This is a genomic window from Nocardia veterana NBRC 100344 (genome assembly GCF_000308855.1).
GTDB classification, from domain to species: domain Bacteria; phylum Actinomycetota; class Actinomycetes; order Mycobacteriales; family Mycobacteriaceae; genus Nocardia; species Nocardia veterana.
In genome coordinates this window covers 1-25,255 of sequence record NZ_BAGM01000092.1, presented here as the reverse complement: position 1 = coordinate 25,255, position 25,255 = coordinate 1, and the positions used below count along the sequence as shown (strand labels likewise).

Here is a 25,255-nt window from a genome sequence, read left to right as displayed (position 1 = left end):
CGCGGCCGGGAACAGCGATCAATGGCTCAAGATTTTGCCCAAGAAATCCTTGGCGCGCTCGGAAGCGGGTGCGGTGAAGAAGGTTTCGGGCGGCGCATCCTCGACGATCTGCCCGTCGGCCATGAACAGCACCCGGTCGCCCGCCCGGCGGGCGAAGCCCATTTCGTGGGTGACGACCAGCATTGTCATTCCCTCCTTGGCCAGTGACACCATCACCTCCAAGACCTCGTTCACCATTTCCGGATCCAGTGCGGATGTGGGTTCGTCGAACAGCATCACCTTCGGATTCATGGCCAGGGCCCGGGCGATCGCCACCCGTTGCTGCTGGCCGCCCGACAGTTGCGCGGGATATTTGTCGGCCTGATCGGCGATACCGACCCGCTCGAGCAATTCCATCGCCCGCGCGCGGGCCTGCTTCTTGTCGATGCGGCGCACCTTCACCGGCGCAAGGACGACATTGTCCAGAATGGTTTTGTGCGCGAACAGATTGAACGACTGGAAGACCATGCCGACGTCCGCGCGCAACTTCGCCAGCGCACGGCCCTCGGCCGGTAGTTCCACGCCGTCGACCGCGATGGTGCCCGAATCGATCGGCTCGAGGCGGTTGATGGTCCGGCACAGCGTCGACTTGCCGGAGCCGGAGGGGCCCAGCACGATCACCACCTGTCCGCGCGGCACTTCCAGGTTCACCGCCCGGAGCACGTGCAGATCGCCGAAATGCTTGTCCACGTTGCGCATCGAGATCATCGGAGGTACCGCGTCGGTGCGCGGGTGGGCGCCGGCCGCGGTGGGCGCACCGGGATCGGGGGTGTTCCCAGTGCCGGCGGTGCCGGGAGTTGCGTCGGCAGCATCGGTCATGACAGTCGACCCTAGAGCGGTCCTGCGCGAAATGCGCACTTTTAGCACGTGCGTCGCGCCGTCGCCGCCTGCCCTTAACCCGGCGGTGACTTGGGCCGCCCTTCGCGTGACCGTGGTCACCGCGCGCGGCTGTCCGGCCACCGGGGTGGGCGGGCGATATCCCGCAGCGTCTACCCTGGACCCGTGAATTCGTCCATGCAGGTTGCAGCGCATTCGGCTGCGGGACGCGCCCCCGAATCGGCCTCCGATCCGCAGCCCCGGCGGACCTACGAGGTTCGCACCTACGGCTGCCAGATGAACGTGCACGACTCCGAACGGCTGTCGGGCCTGCTCGAGGACGCCGGATACACCAAGGTCACCGGCGGTGAGACGGCGGACCTGGTGGTGTTCAACACCTGCGCTGTGCGCGAGAACGCCGACAACAAGCTCTACGGCACGCTCGGCCATCTGGCGCCGATCAAGGCCGAGCGGCCCGGCATGCAGATCGCGGTGGGCGGTTGTCTGGCGCAGAAGGATCGCGACACCGTGGTGCGCAAGGCGCCGTGGGTGGATGTCGTATTCGGCACCCACAACATCGGATCGCTGCCGGTACTGCTCGAACGCGCCCGCCACAACGAGCAGGCACAGGTCGAGATCCTGGAATCGCTGGAGGCGTTCCCCTCGACACTGCCGGCCCGGCGCGAATCCGCCTATGCCGGCTGGGTGTCGATCTCGGTCGGCTGCAACAACACCTGCACCTTCTGCATCGTCCCGTCGCTGCGCGGCAAGGAGGTCGACCGGCGCCCCGGTGATGTGCTGGCCGAGGTACAGGCCCTGGTCGATCAGGGGGTGCTCGAGGTGACCCTGCTCGGGCAGAACGTGAACTCCTACGGCGTGAATTTCGCCGAACCCGCACTGCCGCAAGGACATCCGGCCGAATTCGCAACCGAACAGCGCGATCGCGGCGCCTTCGCGAAACTGCTGCGCGCCTGCGGTGGCATCGAGGGACTCGAGCGCGTGCGCTTCACCTCGCCGCATCCGGCCGAATTCACCGACGATGTGATCGAGGCGATGGCGCAGACGCCGAATGTCTGCCCGCAGCTGCACATGCCGCTGCAATCGGGGTCCGATCGGGTGCTCAAGGCGATGCGGCGCTCCTACCGCAAGGATCGCTACCTCGGCATCATCGAGAAGGTGCGGGCCGCGATGCCGCACGCCGCCATCACCACCGACATCATCGTCGGTTTCCCGGGCGAGACCGAGGAGGATTTCCTCGAAACCCTCGACGTCGTGCGGCAGGCGCGATTCACCAGCGCGTTCACCTTCCAGTACTCGATCCGCCCCGGCACCCCCGCGGCGACCATGCCCGACCAGGTGCCCAAGGCCGTGGTGCAGGAACGCTACGACCGGCTGATCGAACTGCAGGAACAGATTTCGCTGGACGCCAACCGCGCGCTCATCGGCACCGAGGTGGAACTGCTGGTCGCCGACGGCGCCGGCAAGAAGAACGCCGCGACCGCCCGGATGAGTGGCCGTGCGCGCGACGGCCGGCTGGTGCATTTCCGGCCCGCAGCCGACGCGGCCATTCGGCCCGGCGATATCGTCACCGTCGACATCACCGGCGCCGCACCCCACCACCTGATCGCGGACGGCCCGGTGCACAGCCACCGCCGGACCCGCGCGGGGGATGCCTTCGAACGGGGAGTGCTGCCGAAGACCGCGCCGATCGGGGTCGGTCTGGGCCTGCCGCGCATCGGCGCGCCCGAGCCGCTGCCCGCCGCATCGTCCTGCGATGCCGGATGTGGGGCGTGAACGCCCGATGACCGACCGTGGTGACGAGAACGGCCAGCGCCCGGAGCGACCGCGGGCCGGCGACGAGTCGGCGGGCGGATCGCCGGCCGATCCGTCCCCGCAGCCGCCGACCGAACCCCAGCCTGCCGGGAAGCCGAACGAGGAGAATATGAACCCCGCCGAATCGAAGGTTTTCGAACAGTTCCGCGGCGACCTCGAGGCCGTCGAGCGCAAGATCGCCGGCGAGATCGACCCCGGTACGCGGGCGATGGTGGTGGCGATCGCGGTCTTCGCGCTCCTGCTGTCGCTGATTCTCCCGCATGCCGGTGGCGCCCGCGGTCTGGACGTGCTGGCCTTCGATCACAACGCGCAGTTCGAGCACATCGGATTGCCGTCGCGGGTGTTCGAATGGTTCGTGGTGATCTTCGGAATCGGCTTCTCCTCCCTGGCCCTGGTGACCCGGCGGTGGGCGCTGGCCTGGGTGGCGGTGGCCGGATCAGCGGTGGGCAGCGTTTTCGGCGTGCTGTCGATCTGGCACCGGCAGACCCCGGGACTGGGGAACTACCACGGCGCGGGCCCCGGCATCGGCCTGATCCTGGCGACGGTCGCGATCATCGTGCTGACCTTCCACTGGATTCGCGTGGTGTGGAGCCGGACCGCATTGCAGCTCGAGGCCGAGGAGCGCCGCCGCATCGCCGCCGCCGAACAGGAGGAGCGCGACCGGCGCCGGCTGTTCGGGGACGACGCCTGACGGCAGATCAGCGGGTCAGGGCCACGACCGGGATGGTGCGCACGGTCTTGCGGGCGTGCTCGGCGAAGAACGGATACAGCCGGGTCAGCTCGGCCCACGCGCGTTCGTAGTGGCCGTCGCGCAGTGGGGTGGCGGTCGCGGACCACGTGTCGTCGGCCAACTCCACCGTCACCGCCGGATCGGCGACCAGATTCAAGTACCAGTCCGGATGATTCGGCGCGCCCACATTCGAGGCGACGACGAGCAATCGGTCGCCGTCGCGGTGGAACATCATCGGCGTGGTGTGTGGGTTTCCGGTGCGGCGGCCGGTCGTGGTGAGCAGCACCAGCCGATCCCGGTGCATGCCCTCGACCGGGCCGCCGGCCCGGAATTGCTCGATCACCCGGCGGTTGGTTGCCCGCACATCCACGGCCCACTCCTCGTCGGCAGCATTCGACACAGCGTTGTCCGGTGTGTATCGGTCCGCTCGTCCGATCAGCGGCGGCTGACCGCACCCTCCGCCGCGTCGGCCCATTCCCGCCACTGCTTCGCCTGTTCGAGTGCCTTCTCGGCGTCGCGTTTGCGGCCCGCGGCCTCGGCCTTGGCGGCCTGCTCCTCGAATTGGGCCACCCGCTCACGGAACTGGGCCGCACGCGCCATCGCCTCCGGATCGGTCCGGCGCCACTGGGCGTCGACCGCCTCGCGGACCCGCTTCTCCATCGCGCGCAGCCGGCCCTCGAGTTCGTGCATGCGCTCGCGCGGCACCTTCCCGATCTCGTCCCAGCGTTCCTGCAGGTCGCGCAGGGCGGCACGGGCGGAATCCACGGTATCGGGGTCGATCCGCTCCGGGATCCGGTCCTCGTAGGTGCGCAGCAACTCTTCCTTGGCGGCCGCGTTCTGCTCGAACTCGGCATCGCGCTCGGAGGCGGCGGCATTGCGCGCCGCGAAGAACACGTCCTGCGCGGCTTTGAACCGCCGCCACAGTTGCTCATCGGCCTCGCGGGGGGCGCGCCCTGCGGCCTTCCACTCGGTGAGCAGGTCGCGGAAGACGGCTGCCGTGCCCACCCAGTCGGTGGAATCGGAGAGCTCCTCGGCGCGCAAGCACAACTCCTCCTTGCGTGCCTTCGCCGCCGCGCGTTCGCGATCCAGTTCGGCGAAGTGGGCGCCGCGCCGCCGGTTGAACGCCTCGCGTGCCTTGGAGAAACGCCGCCACAGCGCGTCGTCGACCTTGCGATCGACGCCACGGATGGACTTCCACTCGTCGAGGATTTCGCGCAGCCGATCACCCGCGGCCTTCCACTGGGTGGATTCGGCGGCGATCTGCTCGGCCTCCGCGCACAGCGCTTCCTTGCGCTCGGTGTGCTCGTGGCGGGCGCGTTCCTTCTCCTCCTTGGCGTGGGCGGCCGCCTCGTCGGAGTGTTCGATGATCGCCTGCAACCGCTGGGCCAAGCCGTCGATATCCCCGATGACCGCGGCCGTGGGCAGCGATTCGGCCAGCGCGAGGGCCGCGGCCTTGGTCTTGCGCGCGTCGGTGCCGGCGGCCAGCCGCGCCTCCAGCAGGGCGACCTCGGTGGCCAGGTCGTCGAATCGGCGCCCGAAGTGGGCCAGTCCCTCGGCCGCGTCACCGGCCTGCCAGGAGCCGATCACGCGCTCGCCGTCGGCGGTTTTCACCCAGGCGGTGCCGTCGTCGTCCACCCGGCCCCATTTGCTCGGATCGCTGACCGTGGGAACCACCACCGGATGCGGATGTTCGTGGGCCGGACCGGGAACGGGAGCGGGTTTGACATGCTGGGTCGGCGTGCCGGGTTTGGGCGCGCCCGGCTTGGGTACTCCGGCTGCGCGTGGGTGTGCGCCGGGCTTCGGTGCGGCATCGGCCGGGCTCGGACGCTTCGCGGCGGGATTGCTGGACCGCTGCGCCGCGCCGGTTTCCGGATGCACTGCCTTCTCGGTTCCGCTGTTGTCGGTCATCGCTCCTCGTCCCTGCCGCGCGTCACGGCTGCCTGGTTACGCCCTAGCAGATCCCATTCAACCAGCCAGGAGACAGAATTGCCCTCTCTTGACGGCGGTGGCGTGCAGCGAGTGACGGGTGAGGGCGGTGGGAAGGCCTTGGTGGCGGCACGACCTGCTCGGGCGACGGCCTCGGCGGCCGCCGAGCCGGGGCCGCTACCGTTGACGAGTGTTCCGTGTCGCCGCGTTGATTCCGTCGCCGCTCGTCCTGATCCCCGAATTGGGTGGTGGGACACCGCTGACCGATTCCGATCATCCGGCCGCACTGGTGCCGCAGTTGCGGGCGGCCGTGCTGGACGCCGGGCGGATGCTGGGACGCCAGGCCCGGCACTGGACGATCGTCGGTGCGGGCTCCGGCCCGGCGCCGACCGGCGTCGGTAGCTTCCGCGGTTTCGGAGCCGATGTGCGGGTGAGCCTGTCCGGATCCGAGGACGGCGACGCGCCGGCGGATCCGCACTGGCCGACGCCGCTGCTGGTCGGGGCATGGCTGCGCGGCCGGACCGCCGCGGAGTCCGACGAGGCGGGCGACATCGAGGCCGTCGCGCTGCCGGTCGATCCCGACACCGATCCCCCGCGGTGCGCGGAATACGGTGCCACGCTGCGCGCCCGTCTCGACGACGATTCCCGATCGCACGCCGTGCTGGTGGTGGCCGACGGCGCGGCCACCCTCTCCACCACCTCACCCGGCTATCTCGATCCGCGCGCGGAGGCCGAACAGGGGCGGATCGACACCGCGCTGGACGCGGGGGACCGCGCGGGTCTGGGCGAGCTGGATCCCGGTCTGTGTGCCGAACTGGAGGTGGCGGGCCGGGCCGGGTATCAGGTGCTGGCCGGATTGTTCGGCGCCGACACCGCCGACCCGAAGGTCGAAACGCTGTATCGCGGGGCGCCGTTCGGGGTCGGCTATCACGTCTCGGTCTGGTATCCGGCGGGTGCGCGGTGAGCGCGCCGATCGCGGTGATCGGTCCGACCGCGACCGGAAAGTCCGATCTGGCACTGGAATTGGCGCTGCGGCTCGATGGCGAGATCGTCAACATCGACGCCATGCAGCTCTATCGCGGCATGGATATCGGGACCGCCAAACTGCCTCCCGACCGCCGGCGCGGAATCCTGCATCATCAGCTCGATGTGCTCGAGGTGACCGAAACCGCCACCGTCGCCGCGTATCAGAGCGCCGCCGCCGCCGACGTGGAGGCGATTCTCGGCCGAGGGCGGGTGCCGATCATCGTGGGCGGCTCGATGATGTACGTGCAGGCGCTGCTCGACGACTGGGAGTTCCCGGCCACCGATACCCGGGTTCGCGAGAAATGGGAGGCCGTTCTCGAACGGGAAGGGGTGGCGGCGGTGCACGCCGCCCTGCGGATCGCGGATCCGGTTGCGGCGCAGACGATCCTGCCCACGGACGGGCGGCGGATCGTCCGCGCGCTCGAGGTGGTGGAGTTGACCGGGCGGCCCTTCGCGGCATCGCAACCCCAGCGCGGCGTCCCACGCTGGAATACGACGATCATCGGCGTCGACCGGGAGACGGCGGAACTGGACGCCCGGATCGAGGCACGCACCGAGAGCATGTTCGCCGGCGGACTCGTCGACGAGGTGCGCGCCCTGATCGACCGCGGGCTGCGCGCGGGGCAGACGGCGCGCCGGGCCATCGGGTACGCACAAGTCCTGGCCTACCTCGACAACGAATACGACCTGGACCACGCTCGCGAGCGCACGGTGATCGGCACCCGCCGCTACGTGCGCCGGCAGCGGTCGTGGTTCCGCCGTGACCCGCGCGTGCACTGGGTCGACGGCGCCGAACCACAGCTGGTGGATTCGGTACTGGCCCAGGTGATATCGCACGCCGACTGACCCCGCTGCGGGCGGTCCGGCGACGACGAACAGGAAACGATCCGGCAGTGACCACCCGCAACGCCTCGGTCGGCGACTGGCACGCGTATCTGGGCAACCGGGCCCGGCGCCACCGCGACGGACGCTTTCTCGTACACGGCCGGGAACCGATCGAGGCCGCGCTCGCCGCGGGCTGGCCGGTGGAGGCCGTGCTCTACCGGCTGGGCACACCGCTGTCGCCCTGGGCCGCCGCACTGCTCGACCGCGGGGAGGTCCCGAGAATCGGATTGGTCGGTGCGACGCTCGACGAACTCGCCGCCCCGGACACCGGGACGCCGGAGGTGGTGGCGCTGGCCCGGTGCCGCACCCGGAACTGGACCGATATCCACTGTGACACCGACCATCCGGTGGTCGTCGTCGATCGGCCCGCGTCGGCGCTGCGGCTGGGCAGCATCATCCGCACCGCCGCCGCCTTCGATGCGGCCGCGGTCGTGATCAGCGGTTCCGGCGCCGACGAATACGATCCGCACTGCGTTCGGGCCTCGGCCGGTGCGCTGTTCGCGCTGCCGGTGCTGCGCGTACCGGGTCCGGCGGCGGTGACCGAATTCCGGAGCCGGCGCTGCGCGGCCGGCGTCCCGACCCGCCTGATCGGTGTCGGCGCGGGCGAGGGCGACCGGGCGGTGGATGCGCATCGCTTCACGGATGCGACGATCATGGTGGTGGCCGACGACGGTGCACTGGATGCGCGCTGGCGCGACGCCTGCGACGAGACGGTACGGATTGCGGCGGGCGCGCGGCCGGCCACGCCGTGCACGGTGTCGGTCGTGCTGTACGAAATCTCCCGGCAGCGCCGGGTGTTGGGATCGGATGCGGTCGCGACGCGATCGGCGAACACTGCGGAACGGGTGGAGGATCGACATCGATGACTGAACTGGCCGCTCATTCGGGCAGTGGACCGGCCGATATCGAATTCAGCAAGGGGCACGGCACCCAGAACGACTTCGTGGTCCTGCCCGATCCGGATGCCCGGCTCCGGCTGACCCCCGATGTGGTCGCGGTACTGTGCGATCGCCGCCAGGGTATCGGCGCCGACGGGGTGCTGCGGGTCGCGCGCACCGGAACGCTGGTGGATTCCGGTGAGTTACCCGCGCTGCCGCCGGATGTGGCCGCGACCGACTGGTTCATGGACTACCGCAATGCCGACGGCTCGATCGCCGAGATGTGCGGTAACGGCGTGCGGGTCTTCGCGCACTATCTGCTGGCCACCGGACTGCAGCGGGACACCGAATTCGTCGTGGGCACGCGTGCGGGCGCGCGGTCGGTGGTCGTGCACTCCTTCGACGAGGTCCACGGCGAGGTGACCGTGGATATGGGCCCGGTCCGCCTGCTCGGCGAGTCCACCGCGACCGTCGCCGGCAGTGCCCTGGCCGGGGTGGGTGTCGACGTCGGTAATCCACATCTGGCCTGTGTCGATCCGGCATTGACCGCCGACGGCTTGGCCGCCCTGGATCTGAGCGTGCCACCCGGCTTCGATCCGGAGTTGTTCCCGCACGGGGTGAACGTGGAGATCCTGACCGCACTGGGCGCGGACGGCGCGGTCGACATGCGGGTCTACGAGCGCGGTGTCGGCGAAACCCGATCGTGCGGCACCGGCACGGTGGCCGCCGCCGCCGCGGCGCTGACCCGGGCGGGCTTCGCGCCGGCCGACGAGTCCGCCCAGGTGTCCGTCCGGGTGCCCGGGGGCGCCGTCACCGTCGGTTTCGAGCGCGGCCGGGCGTGGCTGCGGGGTCCGTCGGTGCTGGTGGGCTCCGGACACCTCGCCGGCACCTGGTGGGCAACGGCCTGATCTCGGCATGCGCCGCGTCGTGCCGGAAATATCCGAGTGCGCCCGGTGGTTGTGGCGTGGGACCATGGAGGTGTATGAGGAAATCACGGACGTACGAGTTCACCCCGATCGAGCAGCTCGAATCGGATGCGGACGGCTACGCGGATCAGGACTACAGCATCGGTGACGACGAGGCCGACAACGGCGTGACCGATTACGACGACGGTTTCGGCAGTTCCGACGACTATGCCGAAGGGCGGCGTGGCGGCTGGTCGGTCGAGCCGACGGTCGGTGAACTACAGCTGGACGAGCGCAGCGCGCTGCGGCGCGTGGCGGGGCTGTCCACCGAGCTCACCGATATCACCGAGGTCGAATACCGACAGCTGCGACTGGAACGGGTCGTGCTGGTCGGGGTGTGGACCGAGGGCAGCGCCGCCCAGGCCGAAGCCAGCATGGCCGAGTTGGCCGCGCTCGCCGAAACAGCCGGATCCCAGGTGCTCGATGCTCTGATCCAGCGACGCGACAAGCCCGATCCGGCGACCTACATCGGTTCGGGCAAGGCCGACGAGCTGCGGGCGGTGGTTCTCGACACCGGCGCCGACACGGTGATCTGCGATGGTGAACTGACTCCGGCCCAGCTGACCGCGCTGGAGAAGGTCGTGAAGGTGAAGGTCATCGACCGCACCGCACTGATTCTGGACATCTTCGCCCAGCACGCGACCTCCCGCGAGGGTAAGGCGCAGGTGTCGCTGGCCCAGATGGAGTACATGCTGCCGCGCCTGCGCGGCTGGGGCGAGTCGATGTCCCGGCAGGCCGGTGGCCGGGCGGGTAGCAACGGCGGCGTGGGTCTGCGCGGACCTGGTGAAACCAAGATCGAAACCGACCGCCGGCGGATTCGCGAGCGCATGGCCAAGCTGCGCCGTGAGATCCGCGAGATGAAGACGGCCCGCGATACCAAGCGGTCGCGGCGCAGTTCCAGCGGTATTCCGGCGATCGCCATCGTCGGATACACCAATGCCGGTAAGTCGAGCCTGATGAACGCGCTGACCGGCGCCGGGATCCTGGTGCAGGACGCGCTGTTCGCCACCTTGGATCCGACGACCCGGCGCGCGGCCCTCGACGACGGCCGCGAGGTGGTGTTCACCGATACCGTCGGATTCGTGCGGCATCTTCCGACCCAGCTGGTCGAGGCCTTCCGGTCCACGCTGGAAGAGGTCACCGGCGCCGACCTGCTCCTGCACGTGGTGGACGGTTCCGACGCGCTGCCGGAGCAGCAGATCAAAGCGGTCCGCGAGGTGATCACCGAGGTCCTGCGCGAACAGGGCGAGGGATCGGGGCCGCCGGAGCTGCTGGTGGTGAACAAGATCGACGCGCTGGACGCGACGCAGCTGGCGCATCTGCGTGCTCAGCTGCCCGGTGCGGTCTTCGTTTCCGCCCGCACGGGCCGCGGCATCGACCGGTTGCGCGAGCGGTTGGCCGAGATCCTGGGCGGGCTCGATGTCGAGGTGAGTGTGCTGCTCCCGTACACTCGGGGTGACCTGCTCGCGCGCATCCACTCCGATGGCCGCATCATCAGCTCCTCGCACGAGGAGGGTGGTACGCGGGTGCGAGCCCGGGTTCCCCGAGCTCTCGCACCGACTCTGTCGCAGTACGCGCACGCGAGCACCGTCGGTAGTGCGGATGCAGCGGGGCCTTCGCACTGAAGCTTGCATAGTTCATGTGCCACAGCCGTTTTCGACAGCGTCGCGTCGTCGTGAGCGGTTGCAGGGAGGGTGCCAATGTCCGGAAACGATTCCACGTCGGTCGAATTCGCCACCGATCGGACCGCGGCGGAGGGTGACGCCGCGCCGGAATTGCACGACGCAGCGGCGGCGGACCACAGCGCTGTCGCGCGGGGCGACCGCAGCGCCGTGCCGAAGTCGCTCAGCGACGGCGCTCCGCTGCGAATGACGGTGCCCGCCACCGATCTTCGGATCTTCGACGCGTTGGCCACGCCGGTGCGGCTGTGGAACAGCCCGGTTTTCCACGGTCTGGACAACATTCCCGAATCCGGTCCCGTGATGCTGGTCGGCAACCACACGCTGCTCGGCGGTGTCGATGCGCCCCTGCTCGTGCACGAGATCTACCACCGCACCGGCCGGGTGGTCCGCGGCCTGGCCGAGAACGTGCTGATGCGGGTGCCGCCGGTGCGTGAGCTGGTGCATCGCATCGGCAGCGTTCGCGGCTCCCGCGACAATTGCCGCACCTTGCTCGACAATGGTGAGGCCGTGATCGTCTTCCCGGGCGGCGGACGCGAGGCGATGCGCCGCAAGGGGGAGAAGTACCACCTGAAATGGGAGGGTCGCACCGGGTTCGCCCGGATGGCGATCGAGGCCGGTGCGCCGATTCTGCCGACCGCGATGATCGGCGCCGACGACGTCTTCGATGTGGTTTTCGACGGCGACCACCCGGTGATGAGCCCGTTACGCTGGACGGTCGAGGCGTTGGGTATCCGCGGCAATCTGACTCCGCCGCTGATGCGCGGGATCGGACCGACCTTCCTGCCGCGGCCGGAGCGGTTCTACTACTCGATCGGTGCCCCGATCGAGACCACCGCCTGGCAGGACGCGTCAGATCTGGACGCCGCCGCCGCAGAGCTGCAGCAGGTGGTGCGCAAGGCGCTGGAGGAGGAGATCACCCACCTGCTCGCCGAGCGCGACCGCGATCGCGGCCGGACGCTGTGGGGCCGGGTCCGCGATGCGGTTGGGCTCTAGCCCCGCACGGGTTCTGGAGGTTTACCCGCGTTCAGGGTGGGCCCATCCGCCGCTCCAGCGCTTTTCGCACAGGTAGCCGACTTTTTTCGGGTCTGAAGTGAACCACGATTCCCGTTCCGGGTACCGTATGTGACAGGCGAGTTGCCGACGTGGTCACTAGGAGGTTGGCGTGGAGCGCACCCTTTTCGAGCCCGAACACGATCTGTTCCGGGAGTCCTACCGCAAGTTTCTCGATCAGCATGTGGCGCCGAACCATGCCCGGTGGGAGGAAGCCGGGGTCGTCGACCGGGAGGTGTGGCTGGAGGCCGGTAAACAGGGCTTCCTGGGCATGGCCGTCCCCGAGGAATTCGGCGGCGGCGGGGTGCGGGACTTCCGCTACAACGCGATCATCACCGAGGAGACCACCAAGGGGCAGTACTCGGGCCTGGGCTTCCCGCTGCACAACGACGTGATCGCGCCCTACCTGCTGGAGTTGACCAACGACGAGCAGAAGCAGCGCTGGCTGCCCGGATTCTGCTCCGGTGAGATCATCACCGCGATCGCCATGACCGAACCCGGAACCGGATCGGATCTGCAGGGCATCAAGACCCGCGCGGTGAAGGACGGTGACCACTGGATTCTCAACGGCGCCAAGACCTTCATCACCAACGGCATCAACTCCGACATCGTGATCGTCGTCGCGCAGACCGATCCGGAGAAGGGGGCGATGGGCTTCTCGCTGCTCGTCGTCGAGCGGGGGATGCCCGGTTTCGAGCGGGGCCGCAACCTCGACAAGATCGGCCTCAAGGCGCAGGACACCGCGGAGCTCAGCTTCACCGATGTGCGGGTGCCGGCCGAGAACCTGCTGGGTACCGAGGGGATGGGGTTCATCCATCTGATGAACAACCTGCCGCAGGAGCGGATGTCGATCGCGGTGATGGCGGCGGCGGCGATGGAGGGCTGCCTCGAGACCACCATCCAGTACGTGCGCGACCGCAAGGCGTTCGGCAAGCCGATCGGCGCCCAGCAGAACACCCGATTCGTCCTGGCCGAGCTGGCCACCAAGACCACCGCGGTGCGGGTGCTGGTCGACCGCTTCATCGAGGCGCTGAACGCCGGTACGCTCTCGGCCGAGGATGCCGCGATGGCCAAGTGGTGGAGCACCGAGGAACAGCTCGACCTGATCACCAAATGCCTACAGCTGCACGGCGGCTACGGCTACATGCGCGAATATCCGATCGCCAAGGCGTACATGGATGCGCGGGTGCAGACCATCTACGGCGGCACCACGGAGATCATGAAGGAGATCATCGGCCGCTCGCTGAAGCTCAGCTGACGCGTCGGGACAGGTCCCGCGCGCGCTCACACACCCGACAGCAGCGATCGCCGCCGGTACTGCGGCGGCGATCCTCGCACAGCGGGTCTACGAGGCGGTTCCCGACAGCGCGGTGGCGGCCTCGGTGAGATCGGCGACCAACCCGTCGTAGGCCTCGGCACGGTCGGGGGCGCGCAGGGCCGCGGCGGGGTGGATGGTCGCCAGCGCGCGATGATCGCCGTGGGCGATCAACCGCCCGCGATCCCGGGTGATCCGGAAATCGGGGCCGAAGACGGCTTGGGCGGCCACCGCGCCCAGGCACACCACCAAGCGCGGGCGGATGGCGTCGAGTTCGGCGGTCAACCAGGGGCTGCACGCGACGATCTCGGTGCGCCCGGGCTTCTGATGAATCCGCCGCTTCCCCCGTTCGGTGTACTTGAAATGCTTCACCGCATTCGTGAGGTAGACGGCCTCGCGGTCGATTCCGGCGTCGGCGAGGGCCCGGTCCAACAGCGCCCCGGCCGGGCCGACGAACGGGTGACCGGCCAGATCCTCGCGATCGCCGGGTTGCTCACCGATCATCACCATCGGAGCGTGCGGCGGTCCTTCCCCGAACACGGTCTGATTGGCGTGCCGGTACAGATCGCACCCGTGACATCCGCACGCTGCCGCGCGCAGCCGGTCGAGATCGGTGGTGTCCGGAACGAATTCCGCCGCGCCCGGGGCCTTCACCATGATCGTGCCCTCACCACGTCACTTCACGCCGAGTTCGGTCTCGATCGCGGCGCAGAAGGCGTCCAGGTCCCGCGGATTGCGGGAGGTGATCAGCGTCCAGCCGTCCTGCGTCCGGGCCACCTGCTCGTCGACCCACTGCCCGCCGGCATTGCGCACATCGGTCTGCAGGGACGGATACGAGGTCATCGTCTTGCCGCGCACCAGATCGGCCTCGACCAGCAGCCAGGGTCCGTGGCAGATCGCGGCGATCGTCTTGCCGGCGTCGGCGAAGCCGCGCGCCAGATCGACCGCTCCCTTTTCGGTGCGCAATTTGTCGGCGTTCACGGTGCCGCCCGGTACGACCAGGGCGTCGAAATCACTCACCGACACCGACGCCAGGTCGGTGTCCGGATCGACGGTCGTATCGGCTTCGGTGTCGTGCACGAACGTCTGCACCGCGTCGGTGGACGGGGCGGCGTGGGTGACGCGAATTCCGCAGTCGCGCAATTGCTTCAACGGTTCCAGCAGCTCGTCGCGCTCCACGCCGGTCTGCGAGGTGACCACCAGGACGGTGGGCTCGCGGTCGGGTCGGCTCATCTCGTGTCCTCCTCGTGTCACGGGGCGCTCAGGCGCCTTGCAGGCGGATCAGCGTGTTGAGTAGTTCGGCCTGTTCCGCCAATTCGTGCTGGTCGGGATGGTCGCCGATGCGATCGGCCAGTTCGGGCCGGCGGATCAGTTCCAGCCCGTCCCCGTCATCGGTCGCGAGCCGGATCCGGCCCTCCGACAGCACCAGACGGGTGCCGGGACCGCCCGCATCCAGCAGCATCCGCAGATCCTCGGCGGTGACCTGCGGATGGATTCCACGGTTGTGCTCATCGGCTGTCATGTCCGGCGGATGCCCGACGTCCGGCCGGTGAAACACCCCGGCTCAACCCTGTGCCTGCGGCACCGGGGGCCGCGGATCGCGGCCCGGCACCGCCGGATCCGGCCCGGGATCCGGTGTCGGCCCCGGAATCGGACGCCCGGGGTCAGGGGGCGGATCGGGTACGGGCTCCGGGGGAATCGGACGGCCGGGGTCCGGCGGGGGATGCCCGGGAATCGGGTCCGGTGAGGGGCCCGGGATCGGTCGCCCCGGCTCGGGCGGATGGCCGGGAACGGGATCCGGTTCCGGGACGGGCGGGCGCGGATCCGGATCCGGGGTGGGGATCGGATGCTCCGGGGTGGGGTCCGGAACCGGATGTGGCGGAACGGGTTCCGGAATCGGGGGTTCGCCCGCCCGGATCGGGCGCTCGGTATCGGCGGTGTCCATCTCGACTCCTCGGTGTCGCCCGTTCGGCGCGGCTCGCCGAACTTACGACGGGTAGGGCGGATACGGTGCGGCCTTCAGCGCCCGCGCCAGATGCGCGGCGTTGCGGGCCACGCCCGCGGTGGTCGTCGCGACGGCCTCCGGTGGCTCGTCGAGGTCCAGGTAGTCGACGCCGCTCATCGCCTCGCCGTTCCAATAGGTGCAGCCCTGGGCGGGAACGGTGAAGCCGATGTCGTTCAGGGCCTGGAACAGGTCCGCGCAGATCTTGTGCGCACCGTCCTCGTTGCCCACGATCGCCGCGATACCGACCTTGCCCACCATGGCGGGACGGTTGTCGTCGTCGGTCACCGACAGTTCGGCGTCGAGGCGCTCCAGCACGCGCTGAGCTACCGAGGACATGTGCCCCAGCCAGGTCGGCGTCGCGATCAGCAGGATGTCGGCGGCGGCGATCTGTTCCCGCAACTGCGGCCACTGGTCGCCGTCGCCCTCGTCGCCGGTCACACCGGGATGGAGATCGAGGTCCACCGCGCGGACGGATTTGCCCGCGACACCGTGGTTCGAGAGCTCACGCAGTACCTGCTCGGCGATCAGTTCGCTGCTGGATCGGTCCGGCGATTTCTTCAGGGTGCAGCTGACGGCGATCGCGGTCAGATCCTCCCCGGGAGCTCGGGATCCGCTCGGGTCGTTCACGATCTGCTCCTTTCGGCCGGTGCTGTGGGGATGGTCTGTTTCGCGCATACCCGTCGCGGAGCGCTCGAACCGCGCCCGGCCGTGGTGTGGCCGCCGATTGAAGCCGCCGGATGCCGGGTATGTGCCGGCTATGGAGATTCCGCACCCCGAAGTGCGCCGGAGCTCGGGACACCGGCCTGCGACGGCATCGCGATGCCGGCCGTCCACACCCTCGGCACCGCCGGATTCCGGGGCGCCGCCGCTGCCGCAGCCTCGTGGCGAACTCTCGCGCGGCCTGTGCGCCCTGCTGAGCGGTACGGCCTGCCACGTGGACTTCGATACCGAGTACACCGATCCCTACGGCGAGGATCTGCACCTGGCCCTGCATCTGTGTTACGAATTGCATTACCGCGGTTTCGATTCCGTCGATCCGCGGTGGGAATGGGATCCGGGATTGCTGCGCCTGCGCGCGCATCTGGAGGATCGCTTCCTGTCCGCGCTGCGCCGCGACGTGCCCGGCGGCGACGATCTCGCGGGCGAACTCGACGAGCTGGTGACCGAGCCGGTCGAGGCCGCCGGGGTCGGCCGGTTCCTCGCCGAGCAGGGGCAGTGGTGGCAGGTGTGCGAATACTTCGTGCACCGGTCGATCTACCACCACAAGGAAGCCGATCCGTACGCGTGGGTGATCCCACGGTTGCGTGGTCAGGCCAAGGCCGCGCTCGTCGCGGTCGAATACGACGAGTTCGGCGCCGGTCGCGGCGAGAACGTGCACGCTCAGCTCTTCGCGGACCTCCTGGCGGGGGCCGGGCTCGACAACGGGTATCTGCACTATCTCGACGTCGTCCCCGCGCCGATGCTGGCCTTGGTGAACATGATGTCGCTGTTCGGCCTCCACCGGCAGTTCCGGGGCGAGCTGGTGGGGCATTTCGCCAGTGTGGAGATCAGCTCGCCGCCCGCGTCCCGGCGGATGGTCGACGTTCTGCGCCGGCTGAACGCCCATCCGGCCTGTGTCCGCTTCTACGCCGAACATGTCGAGGCCGACGCGGTGCACGAGCAGGTCATGCGCCGCGACGTCATCGGCGACCTGGTCGAGCGCGAGCCCGAACTGATTGCGCCGCTGGTCTTCGGAATCCAGGCCACCACCTTGCTGGAGGGCGCCGTGGACCGGCAGATGCTCGACAACTGGTCGGCCGGGCGCAGTTCGCTGCTCGATCCGGACGCGATCACCGCCGTTTCCGCGGATTGATCTCCGAAGGACGGGTATTCGCCGATCATGAGACTGTTTCGGGCACCGGGTGTGTACGCCCCTCGAGCCGATACCGGATTACTGATCCGAGCGCTGAGCGCCGCGGCCATCCCCCACGGGGCCAAGGTGGTCGACGTCTGCACCGGCACCGGCGCCGTCGCGATCGAGGCGGGCCGAGCCGGTGCCGCTGCCGTCACGGCCGTGGATATCTCCCGGCGGGCACTCGCCTCGGCGTGGTTGAACAGCAGGTTGCAGGGTGTGCCGTTGGAGCTGCTGCACGGCGACTTCGGGCGGGTGCTGCGTCGGCGTACCTTCGATGCGGTACTGGCGAATCCGCCCTACGTGCCGGGCCCGGCGACGACCACGCCTCGCGGCCGGGCACGGGCATGGGAGGCCGGCCCGCACGGCCGCGCGTTGCTGGATCCGCTGTGCCGGTTGATGCCGGAGCTGTTGCGCGCCAAGGGAATGGCGCTCATCGTGCATTCGTCGCTGTGCGATCCGGAGCTGACGGTGCGCCAGCTGCGCGACGGTGGCCTGAAGGCGGCGGTGGTGGTGCGCGAGACCTGTGAATTCGGCCCGGTGCTGAACAGGCGCGCCGAGTGGCTGGAGGCCCAGCGGCTCATCGAACCGGGCACCCGGCAGGAGGAGTTGGTGGTGATCCGTGCCGATCGAGAATGACACCGTCGCCTCCGCGACCGATGCCACCGTCGCTTCCGCGACCGATGCCGCCTCCGCGAGGCCGCGCCGCACTCGGGTGACCCTGACCAAGGACGGCCCGGCGCTGATCGAGGGTCCGGTCGATCTGGTGACCGACGACGGGCGAACCGTGCACTGCGATCGGTTCGTGGTCGCGGTGTGCACCTGCCGCCGCTCGGGTATCTACCCGCTGTGCGACACCACGCACCGGCGCCATCGCCGGAAGAAGGCGAGCTGAGCGCCGGGTTCAGTGCCGCGCGGACGCGGTGATGTCGCGCGGCACGAGTACCGCGGTCACCACCGCGACCGCGGCCACCACGATCGCCGCCGCGTACGACGTAACGGTGAGCGCGGAATCGAAGGCGGCCGAGGCGATCTCGTGCACCCGCGCGCCGACCGCGCCGCCGATGTCGTCGGCCACGGCAACCGCCCCGCCGGCCGATTCCCGGGCGGTCGCCGCCGCCGCTCCCGAGATCGGCAGATCGGTCATGGCGTGGGTGAACAGTGCACCGTGGACGCTGCCGAGCAGTGCTACCCCCAGCCCGTTGCCCAGCTCGTAGCTCGTCTCCTCGACCGCGCCGCCCTGCCCGGCGCGTTCGGGCGGCACCGAGGAGACCAGCACCGCCGCCGCCGTGGTCACCGCGATCCCGTCTCCGATACCCAGGCAGACCAACACCAGCGCGACCACCGGATAGGCGGTCGGTTCGGGGGAGACGGCCAGCACCGCGAAGCCGGCCGCGAGTACGAGCAGGCTGGCGACCATGACGGTACGGACCCCGATCCGGCGCAGCAGCGCCGGTGTGGTCAGCGATCCGACCAGCGTCGCCACCGCCGCCGGAGCCGTTCGTATGCCCGCCTCCGCCGGGGAGTAGCCGTGAATGTACTGCAGCCACAACGAGATCAGGAACAACGCGGCGCCGATCGCGATCATCGCCATCAGGGTGGCCAGCGCCGCGGCGAGAAACACCGGGCGCCGGAAGAGCCGGATGTCGAGCAGCGGGTCGGCGAGCCGCAACTGCCGCCGCGCGAACCAGACCAGCATCGCCATCCCGAGCACCAGCACCCCGACGTTCACCGCGACCTCCTCGCCGCGCGCGAGATGTTTGACGCCCCAGACGAATCCGATGATCCCGAAGACCGACAGCGGCACACTCGTCCAGTCGAATCGGGTGCTCGACGGCGCCCGGTATTCCGGTAGCAGCCACAGTCCCGCGCCGAGCGCGAGAATCACCACGGGCACATTGATCCAGAACGCCGCGGCCCAGCCGAAATGTTCGACGAGCACGCCGCCGACGATCGGCCCGACGGCCGCGCCCACCCCGGCGATCGCCGCCCAGATCGCGATGGCTCGGGTGCGCTCGTGCGGATCGTGGAAGATGTTGCGGATCAACGACAGTGTCGAGGGCATCACCATCGCGCCGCCGATCGCCAGCAGCACCCGCCCGCCGATGAGCTGCCCGGTCAGTTGTGCGGTCGCCGCGACCACCGAGGCGATGCCGAAGAGGGCGAATCCGGACAGAAACAGTCGCTTGCGGCCGATCCGATCACCGATCGCGCCGAAGGTGATCAGCAGACCGCCCAGGACCAGGCCGTAGATGTCGACGATCCAGAGCTGGGCCACCGCACCGGGTCGCAGATCGTCGATCAGGGAGGGCAGTGCGACGTTGAGCACCGTGGCGTCCATCGCGACCAGGAGCAGACTCGCGCACAGCACCGCCAGCATCGCCCATCGTCCCCGGACGGGGGCCGCCGTCCGCTCTCGACCGGTCATCGGGCCTCCCGAGTTCGACGGCTCGTGCGAATTTCCGGCAATCCTACAAACCGGGGAACTGCGGCGGGTGGCATCCGGCCTCGGCGCGCCCGGCGCGCGCCATGGCCCGGTCGTCTCCGTACGAGGTGATGATCGTCGTTGTCGCGCCGCGGCTATCGGTCCGCCGCCGCGCGCAGCCCGGTGAGGATCAGATCCAGACCGAACAGATATTGGTCCTCACCGCTGCGATGGACATCGAGAAGTTCGGGGGTCAGGTCGGCGATGGTGGGGTGCGCGCCGGGATCCAGCTGCTGTAGCCGGCTGGGCATGTTCTCGCCGCGGACGGGGGCGAATACCTGACGCAGAGCCGCCCCGAACGTGTACTGCAACAACGTCACGTAGCCCCGGGCGGTTTCCAGCCGGCCCAGGCCCGCCGCGCGCAGCTGGGACAGCACCAGTTCGAGTGCGGCCGTGGCCGTATCGGCGAAATCACCGTCGCCGTCGGGCTTCACCGCGAGCACCCGCAGGACGGCGGGCCGCTCGACCAGCAGCCGGTACAGCGCCACACAGCAGGCGCGCACCTGGTCGGCCCAGTCCCCGGCGACCGCCGGTGGGTGGAAGCTGTCCAGCACCCGGTCGCGGGCGGCCTGGAGTAGCTCGTCCTTGCTGCGGAAATAGGTGTACAGCGTCATCGTGCCGACGCCGAGCTCGCCGGCGAGGGCCCGCATGGAGATGTCGTCGCACTCGGTGTCGTCGAGCATCCGCAGGGCGGCGTCGACGATGGCTTCGGCGCTGAGCGTATGGCGCGGTACTCGGCGTCGTCCGCCCCCGGACTGGGAAGGTCGGGCGGGCTGTGATGTCACGGCAGCTTCTCCGGTCGGGATGAAATCCGGTCTCGCCGTCATTGTAATATGCACGTACGATGTACCGTACGTTGTACGTCAGCCCTCGTCGTGGAGGTCGGGTCGTGGCAGCAACAACCATCTCGAGCCCGCTCGCGCAGGTTCCGGCCCGAGCGCGGGGCTGGTGGCGCGAAGTGGTGCTGGTCGTCGTGGTGTACTTCGCCTACGACGGGGCGCGCCTGCTCGTCGGCAGCGGACTCGAGCACGCCCGGCACGACGCCCACGCGGTGCTGGGCCTGGAACACCGCCTACGGCTGGATCCGGAATTGTGGCTGAACCGGGTCTTCGTCGACCACGCCTGGATCGCGGTGCCCGCGGATTTCGCGTACGCGACATTGCACTATCTGGTCACTCCGACGGTGCTGATCTGGCTGTGGTGGTCGCATCGAGAGCACTATCGGCCGGCCCGGACCCAACTCGGGATAGCCACCGTCGCCGGCCTGATCGGATTCGTCCTGCTGCCCACCGCCCCGCCGCGGCTGCTGGAATCGTCCTACGGGTTCGTCGACGTGATGGCACTGCACGCCTCGGCCGGCTGGTGGCAGGGCGATGCGAGCACACCGCGCGGCCTGGATTCGCTGACCAACGATTTCGCCGCGATGCCCAGCCTGCACGTCGGGTGGGCGCTGTGGTGCGGAGTGATGTTGTACCGGTTCGGGCGCAACCGCATCACGCGGGTCGTCGGCGTGGCCTACCCCGTCCTGATCACCCTGGTGGTCATCGGAACCGCCAACCACTACCTGCTCGACTGCCTCGCCGGTGCCGCCGTGATTCTCGCCGCCGGTGCCGCCGCCGCGCCCTACCTGCGGATCTGTGATGCGGCCGCCGACGGGCTCCGGGTGTGGCGCTCGATGCTGCGCGATATCTCCGGCCCGTCGGCGTGGCGGAATGCGGCGGTCGCGGCCTTCGCGCCGGGCGCGGTCGCCGGACCGGCCGTGGGCATCGGCGCCGGACTGGCCGTCATCGATGCGCGGGCGGAGACGACGATCGACAGGATCACGGGAACGTCGGTGCGAGCACCGGACCACGCCGCCGACGGTCCGGCGCACGGCCGCGGCGCAGCCGGATATCGCGGGCCGGGACGCTGCGGCCGGACCACGCCGCGAGCGCCTGCGACGGCCCGCGACGTCCGGCCCGTCTGAGCGGCGACCCGCTCGTCGTGCGGTGTCGCCACTCGTCGGTAGAGTGAAGGTCCTCGGCACTTCCGGCTCTGGTAGGAGGCATCGGTGGATGTGAAATCGGCCGTGCGCGGCTTCAATTCGGTGGTTCTCGCGCTGACGGAGGCGCCGGTCATCGGCCCGCTGATGCGCAAGGGGTTCGTGGAGATCACCTATGTGGGCCGCCGCTCGGGCAAGAGCTTCAGCACGCCGGTGAACTACCGGCGCTCGGGCGATTCGATTCTGATCGGCGTGGCGATGCCGGATCGCAAGAGCTGGTGGCGCAACTTCACCGGGGACGGTGGGCCGATCACCCTGCATCTGCCGGGCGGCGACCGCACCGGGCACGCCGTCGCGCAGCGTGATGAGCGCGGGCGCGTCACCGTTCGGGTACAGCTGGACGCCGCGGCGCCCGGGGATCCGGAGCGCAACTGAGCCGCAGCGGTGACGGTGCCCGCGAGGGCGGGCACCGGAATCGAAAAGCGAACCGCTAGGCCGGTATTCGATCGGTCAGGGCGGTCGCGGGGTCGCTGTGCTCGCCGTCGGCGGGCGTGAAGCGGTGAAGATCGAATTCGTGGGTTCGGATGCCGTGATGGAACGCATCCAGTTCGGCGCGATCGAAGATCAGCTCGACACCTGTTGTGGGCGTGTCGGTTTGGGCACGCAGAACGTAGCGTCCGTCGGAGCGCCGGCTCTGCGTGATCGGTAATCGGTGCGTGCGTCCGGCACGGACGCCATCCTGGTAGTGGTCGAACTGCTCGTCGCGAAGGAGTAGCAGTTCCGCGGTCGGCAGCGCGGTGCTGCCGGTGGTCGCGGTGGTGGCGCGTTTATCGTCCCAGACGGCGGTCCATCCGTGTTTGCGTGCGATCCGCACGCAGTTCTGATGGGGGGAACTGGCTGAGGCCTTGCGGAATTCGCCTGCGGTGAAGGTCGGTGGCCGCGTCATCGGATGCCCTTTCTACGGAGTAAAGCCGCCGGCGCACCGATGCGCGGATCGCCGCGCCGACCGTGCCGGCTACGGCTTGTAGCCGACGGCCGCGAAATTACACGGCCGAGCCGGATCCTCCATGTCCACCGGTGAGACGGGTCGCCACTCGGGTGCGTGCACGATCCCCGGGGCCAGGAGTTCGAGGCCGTCGTAGAAGGCGGCGAAATCGTCACGGCGACGCAGGGTTACCGGATCGGAGGTCCGTTTATAGAGCTCCGCGACCGCGGCCAGGCCGCGTGCGACCTCGTCGGACGCCTCGTCCGATGCGGCATGGCTCATTGCCACGTAACTGCCGCGGGGCAGCCGGTCCCGTAGTTGGGTCATCAACCGATACGGGCGGTCACTGTCGGGTACGAAGGGCCACACACTGACGATGAGCAGGCCCAGTGGTTGGTCGAGATCGATCAGCCGCCGGGTCTCGGGATGGTCGAAAATGTCGTCCGGACAACGCACATCGGCATCGACGAACGCGGTGGTGGCGAGTGCGTCGGTCTCCCGGAACAGTCGCAGGCCGCGGGCCACGGCCTCGGTGTTGTTGTCGACGTAGACGACCCGCGCGCGCGGCGCGACCGCCCGCGCGACCTCATGCGTGCTACCGGTCGCGGGTAAGCCGGCGCCGATGTCGAGAAACTGGCGGATGCCGCGCGAGGCCATGAAACCCACTGCGCGGCCGAGGAAACCACGATTGTGCCGCGCCCAGGCGCCGATGTGCGGAAATGCCGCGAACACCTGCTCGCCGAATATCTTGTCGACGTCGAACAGTGCCTGTCCGGACAGGTAGTAGTGATACATGCGCGCCGCCGACGGGCGGCTGGCATCGAAGTCGCGGGCGGGAAAGTCGTTGTCGCTCATAGCTGTCCGGCACTCCTTAGGCTTTGCAGATTACGGACGGTGCGTCACGTCCCGGTGACGCTCCCGTGTCGGAACGACCGCGCGATTCCGGCGATGAACTCGCGGGAGTGATCGGGATCCGCCGCGGCCGCGGATAATCGGTCCCAGACGATCTCCCGGGCCGCCACCGCGGGTTTGTCGTCGATGTAGCGGATATCGCCCTGGCTCTCCACGATCGCCATGTCCAGATCGCCGGCAGCGCCGGGGGAGGGCACCCGCACCAGAGTGAATCGATCCTCCATCCCGGCGCCGCGGGGGGCGACGGTGAACGGCAGCACCTGCAGGGTGATGTTGGGCCGATCCGCCAGGGCGAGAAGGTATTCCAACTGCTCGGCCATCACCGCCCGGCCGCCGTATTCGCGGCGCAGACAGGATTCCGAGAGGACGGCGTGGAACCGCGGGGCCGCGGGTCCGGTCAGGATGTCCTGCCGCGCCAGGCGCGCGCGTACCGAGTCCTCGAGCGTCACCCGCGGGTCGTCGGCCGAGACCACCGCATCCGGCGGTGGCTCGTGCAGCGCGCGGATATAGGACTCGCACTGGATCAGGCCGGGCACGATCTCGGCCTCGGCGACCCGCAGCAGGCTGGCGTGGGCCTCGAGATCGACCAGGAGGCGCAATTCCTCGAGATAAGCGCGGCGGTGACCGGTGTTCCAGAACCCGCGTTTGTGGTTGTCCCGGCGCAGGGCTTCGAGGCTCTCCAGATATCCGGGATCGGTGAAACCCAATGCGACCGCGAGTCGTTCGAGATCACCGACGGTAATCGAGCTGGCGCCGTTGATCAGCATCGCGATCCGGCTCTGACTGGTGTCGATGATCCGGGCGGCCTCCGCCTGATTGATTCCGGCCACGCTGATCATATGTTCGATTTCGCGGCCCAGCAGTAATTTTCGCGCAGTACGTAATCGGGCTCCCATGGCTGTCAGCGTATCGGCGCGAGGCGTGGCCCGGGAGGTGGCCGAAACCGGGCGTAGCTGGGTGCTGGTCATATCGCCGACGAAATCTCTTCCGCCCCAATCGCTTTCATTCGCGTGATAATCACGCTAGCATGTATCACGTTCAGGCTATCACGGTTTCGGCGACAGCCGGGCACAGCAGGAGTCACGATGGTGGACGGATCCGTTTGGCCGGTCGGATGGCCGCACGAGGCCCCCGACCATCCGATGTCGGTTGCCGAAGCGCATTCGGTCATGCAGCGACATCGGGGCTGCCGGCGTGCGGAGTGTCCGCGTAAACGCGTCGCGTATCTGACTCTGGTCGAGGCCGGCCGACTGCGCCCGGATTCCGGTCGCGCGCGCTGAATTCGCCGATATTTGGGAGATCTCACAGCATCGGGGGCCTGTGATTCGGATGTTTGGGCCAACCCACGCCGAGCTCTCGTAATCACCGCGCACCACCGTTACCTTCGTGTGTGCGATGGGGATCGGGCGCACGGAAGGAGCGCGATGCCGGCCTACGACTCCTGGGATGCGGAATCCGCGGAGGGCGATGGATACGATTCCGAAAAGTCCAGGAGCGCATTATCTTCCGATCCCGCCATAGTGATGCGAATGGGATTCGAACTGGCGCTCATCCTGCTGGGCGACGCACCCTCCGGCGCCGCGCTCGCCCTCCGGCGGCTCGAGTACGCCGCGGCCGACTGGGCACGGGACGGAATTCCGATCGATCTGGTGCAGCACGCCATCCACGACGGGGTGAAACGCACCTTGAACCGGATCGATCCGGCGGGCGGAACCGGTACCACCGATCCGGTGGCCGACCGCAGTTTTCTCGTCGACATGCTCGATCTGCTGACCTGCACCGTTTCCCGGGCCTACGTCGACGCCATTCGCCACCGCCCGGCCTGATCCGCCACCTTCTCCGGGTGGGTTC

Annotated in this window: 27 protein-coding genes; 15 read left to right on the top strand and 12 right to left on the bottom strand. The window is 69.0% G+C overall.

Translation table 11 applies throughout. From position 1 onward, the window contains the following. Positions 1–18 precede the first annotated feature (18 nt). Positions 19–747 carry an amino acid ABC transporter ATP-binding protein gene (locus tag ON37_RS15910; protein ID WP_040720399.1) on the bottom strand — a complete coding sequence of 243 codons (729 nt, stop codon included), beginning with the start codon at positions 745–747 and terminating at the stop codon, positions 19–21. 306 nt (positions 748–1,053) lie between these two features. On the opposite strand from ON37_RS15910, the gene miaB reads away from it, so the two are divergent. Further along, complete coding sequence (gene miaB, locus ON37_RS15905; RefSeq protein WP_040720341.1) at positions 1,054–2,649, top strand: tRNA (N6-isopentenyl adenosine(37)-C2)-methylthiotransferase MiaB; 1,596 nt, start codon at positions 1,054–1,056, stop codon at positions 2,647–2,649. Between the two features lie 148 nt (positions 2,650–2,797). Beyond that, positions 2,798–3,379: an Rv2732c family membrane protein gene (locus ON37_RS15900; RefSeq protein ID WP_040720398.1), complete on the top strand. Its 582-nt coding sequence runs from the start codon at positions 2,798–2,800 to the stop codon at positions 3,377–3,379. A gap of 7 nt (positions 3,380–3,386) precedes the next feature. Here the strand turns inward: ON37_RS15900 and ON37_RS15895 are convergent, their stop codons facing one another. Beyond that, positions 3,387–3,788, bottom strand: coding sequence for a nitroreductase/quinone reductase family protein (locus tag ON37_RS15895; protein ID WP_040720397.1), 402 nt, complete (start codon positions 3,786–3,788; stop codon positions 3,387–3,389). A gap of 65 nt (positions 3,789–3,853) precedes the next feature. Then, a complete protein-coding gene (locus tag ON37_RS15890) occupies positions 3,854–5,326 on the bottom strand; it encodes a DUF349 domain-containing protein (protein ID WP_040720339.1) in 1,473 nt (490 codons plus the stop codon). A 208-nt stretch (positions 5,327–5,534) separates the two neighbouring features. Here ON37_RS15890 and ON37_RS15885 point away from each other — a divergent pair, with 208 nt between their 5' ends. The 7 genes from ON37_RS15885 to ON37_RS15855 all read left to right on the top strand — a co-directional run bounded on the left by ON37_RS15885 (position 5,535) and on the right by ON37_RS15855 (position 13,088). Next, a complete protein-coding gene (locus tag ON37_RS15885) occupies positions 5,535–6,308 on the top strand; it encodes a class III extradiol ring-cleavage dioxygenase family protein (protein WP_040720338.1) in 774 nt (257 codons plus the stop codon). Further along, the gene (miaA, locus tag ON37_RS15880; RefSeq protein WP_085997310.1) at positions 6,305–7,216 is read left to right on the top strand and encodes a tRNA (adenosine(37)-N6)-dimethylallyltransferase MiaA; all 912 of its coding nucleotides are present in this window, start codon (positions 6,305–6,307) and stop codon (positions 7,214–7,216) included. The genes ON37_RS15885 and miaA overlap by 4 nt, the downstream gene beginning before the upstream one ends. Positions 7,217–7,263: 47 nt before the next feature. Continuing rightward, entirely contained in the window at positions 7,264–8,121 is an 858-nt protein-coding gene (locus ON37_RS15875) for a TrmH family RNA methyltransferase (RefSeq protein ID WP_083893032.1), read from the top strand. Beyond that, the gene (gene dapF, locus ON37_RS15870) at positions 8,118–9,041 is read left to right on the top strand and encodes a diaminopimelate epimerase (RefSeq protein WP_210742249.1); all 924 of its coding nucleotides are present in this window, start codon (positions 8,118–8,120) and stop codon (positions 9,039–9,041) included. The genes ON37_RS15875 and dapF overlap by 4 nt, the downstream gene beginning before the upstream one ends. Positions 9,042–9,115: 74 nt before the next feature. Next, on the top strand, positions 9,116–10,723 hold the full coding sequence (gene hflX, locus ON37_RS15865; RefSeq protein ID WP_083893031.1) for a GTPase HflX: 1,608 nt from the start codon (positions 9,116–9,118) through the stop codon (positions 10,721–10,723). Positions 10,724–10,798: 75 nt separating this feature from the next. Next, on the top strand, positions 10,799–11,773 hold the full coding sequence (locus tag ON37_RS15860; protein ID WP_083893030.1) for a lysophospholipid acyltransferase family protein: 975 nt from the start codon (positions 10,799–10,801) through the stop codon (positions 11,771–11,773). Between the two features lie 169 nt (positions 11,774–11,942). Then, complete coding sequence (locus ON37_RS15855) at positions 11,943–13,088, top strand: acyl-CoA dehydrogenase family protein (RefSeq protein WP_040720337.1); 1,146 nt, start codon at positions 11,943–11,945, stop codon at positions 13,086–13,088. Positions 13,089–13,175: 87 nt separating this feature from the next. Here the strand turns inward: ON37_RS15855 and ON37_RS15850 are convergent, their stop codons facing one another. From ON37_RS15850 to ON37_RS15830, 4 genes are all read right to left on the bottom strand, one after another. Further along, a complete protein-coding gene (locus ON37_RS15850; protein WP_040720336.1) occupies positions 13,176–13,802 on the bottom strand; it encodes a UdgX family uracil-DNA binding protein in 627 nt (208 codons plus the stop codon). A gap of 18 nt (positions 13,803–13,820) precedes the next feature. After that, entirely contained in the window at positions 13,821–14,378 is a 558-nt protein-coding gene (locus ON37_RS15845; RefSeq protein ID WP_040720334.1) for a type 1 glutamine amidotransferase domain-containing protein, read from the bottom strand. Positions 14,379–14,406: 28 nt separating this feature from the next. Then, positions 14,407–14,667 (bottom strand): hypothetical protein, encoded by a 261-nt coding sequence (locus ON37_RS15840; RefSeq protein ID WP_040720333.1) that lies wholly within the window; start codon positions 14,665–14,667, stop codon positions 14,407–14,409. Between the two features lie 465 nt (positions 14,668–15,132). Further along, the gene (locus ON37_RS15830; protein WP_245553219.1) at positions 15,133–15,777 is read right to left on the bottom strand and encodes a flavodoxin family protein; all 645 of its coding nucleotides are present in this window, start codon (positions 15,775–15,777) and stop codon (positions 15,133–15,135) included. A 241-nt stretch (positions 15,778–16,018) separates the two neighbouring features. Here ON37_RS15830 and ON37_RS15825 point away from each other — a divergent pair, with 241 nt between their 5' ends. The 3 genes from ON37_RS15825 to ON37_RS15815 are packed head-to-tail and all read left to right on the top strand — an operon-like array spanning position 16,019 to position 17,936. Then, positions 16,019–17,002: an iron-containing redox enzyme family protein gene (locus tag ON37_RS15825; protein WP_040720389.1), complete on the top strand. Its 984-nt coding sequence runs from the start codon at positions 16,019–16,021 to the stop codon at positions 17,000–17,002. A gap of 27 nt (positions 17,003–17,029) precedes the next feature. Next, positions 17,030–17,680, top strand: coding sequence for a methyltransferase (locus tag ON37_RS15820; RefSeq protein ID WP_040720332.1), 651 nt, complete (start codon positions 17,030–17,032; stop codon positions 17,678–17,680). Beyond that, positions 17,664–17,936, top strand: coding sequence for a CDGSH iron-sulfur domain-containing protein (locus tag ON37_RS15815; RefSeq protein WP_306306484.1), 273 nt, complete (start codon positions 17,664–17,666; stop codon positions 17,934–17,936). The genes ON37_RS15820 and ON37_RS15815 overlap by 17 nt, the downstream gene beginning before the upstream one ends. Positions 17,937–17,945: 9 nt before the next feature. On the opposite strand, the gene ON37_RS15810 is transcribed toward ON37_RS15815, so the two are convergent. Together ON37_RS15810 and ON37_RS15805 are read right to left on the bottom strand one after the other, a co-directional pair. Next, positions 17,946–19,469, bottom strand: a complete 1,524-nt coding sequence (locus ON37_RS15810) for an MFS transporter (RefSeq protein ID WP_051031644.1) — start codon at positions 19,467–19,469, stop codon at positions 17,946–17,948. A gap of 152 nt (positions 19,470–19,621) precedes the next feature. Continuing rightward, the gene (locus tag ON37_RS15805) at positions 19,622–20,311 is read right to left on the bottom strand and encodes a TetR/AcrR family transcriptional regulator (RefSeq protein ID WP_168441309.1); all 690 of its coding nucleotides are present in this window, start codon (positions 20,309–20,311) and stop codon (positions 19,622–19,624) included. 104 nt (positions 20,312–20,415) lie between these two features. Here ON37_RS15805 and ON37_RS15800 point away from each other — a divergent pair, with 104 nt between their 5' ends. Beyond that, entirely contained in the window at positions 20,416–21,492 is a 1,077-nt protein-coding gene (locus ON37_RS15800) for a phosphatase PAP2 family protein (RefSeq protein WP_210742247.1), read from the top strand. Between the two features lie 84 nt (positions 21,493–21,576). Continuing rightward, complete coding sequence (locus ON37_RS15795; RefSeq protein WP_040720329.1) at positions 21,577–21,942, top strand: PNPOx family protein; 366 nt, start codon at positions 21,577–21,579, stop codon at positions 21,940–21,942. 55 nt (positions 21,943–21,997) lie between these two features. Here ON37_RS15795 and ON37_RS15790 read toward each other — a convergent pair whose 3' ends face one another. The 3 genes from ON37_RS15790 to ON37_RS15780 form a co-directional block, all read right to left on the bottom strand. Continuing rightward, complete coding sequence (locus ON37_RS15790; RefSeq protein WP_040720328.1) at positions 21,998–22,453, bottom strand: hypothetical protein; 456 nt, start codon at positions 22,451–22,453, stop codon at positions 21,998–22,000. Between the two features lie 69 nt (positions 22,454–22,522). Beyond that, entirely contained in the window at positions 22,523–23,347 is an 825-nt protein-coding gene (locus ON37_RS15785) for an SAM-dependent methyltransferase (protein WP_040720326.1), read from the bottom strand. A gap of 44 nt (positions 23,348–23,391) precedes the next feature. Next, positions 23,392–24,372, bottom strand: a complete 981-nt coding sequence (locus tag ON37_RS15780; protein WP_245553217.1) for a helix-turn-helix domain-containing protein — start codon at positions 24,370–24,372, stop codon at positions 23,392–23,394. 561 nt (positions 24,373–24,933) lie between these two features. On the opposite strand from ON37_RS15780, the gene ON37_RS15770 reads away from it, so the two are divergent. Beyond that, positions 24,934–25,230, top strand: coding sequence for an RsbRD N-terminal domain-containing protein (locus ON37_RS15770; protein ID WP_040720322.1), 297 nt, complete (start codon positions 24,934–24,936; stop codon positions 25,228–25,230). The last annotated feature ends 25 nt before the right edge of the window (positions 25,231–25,255 follow it).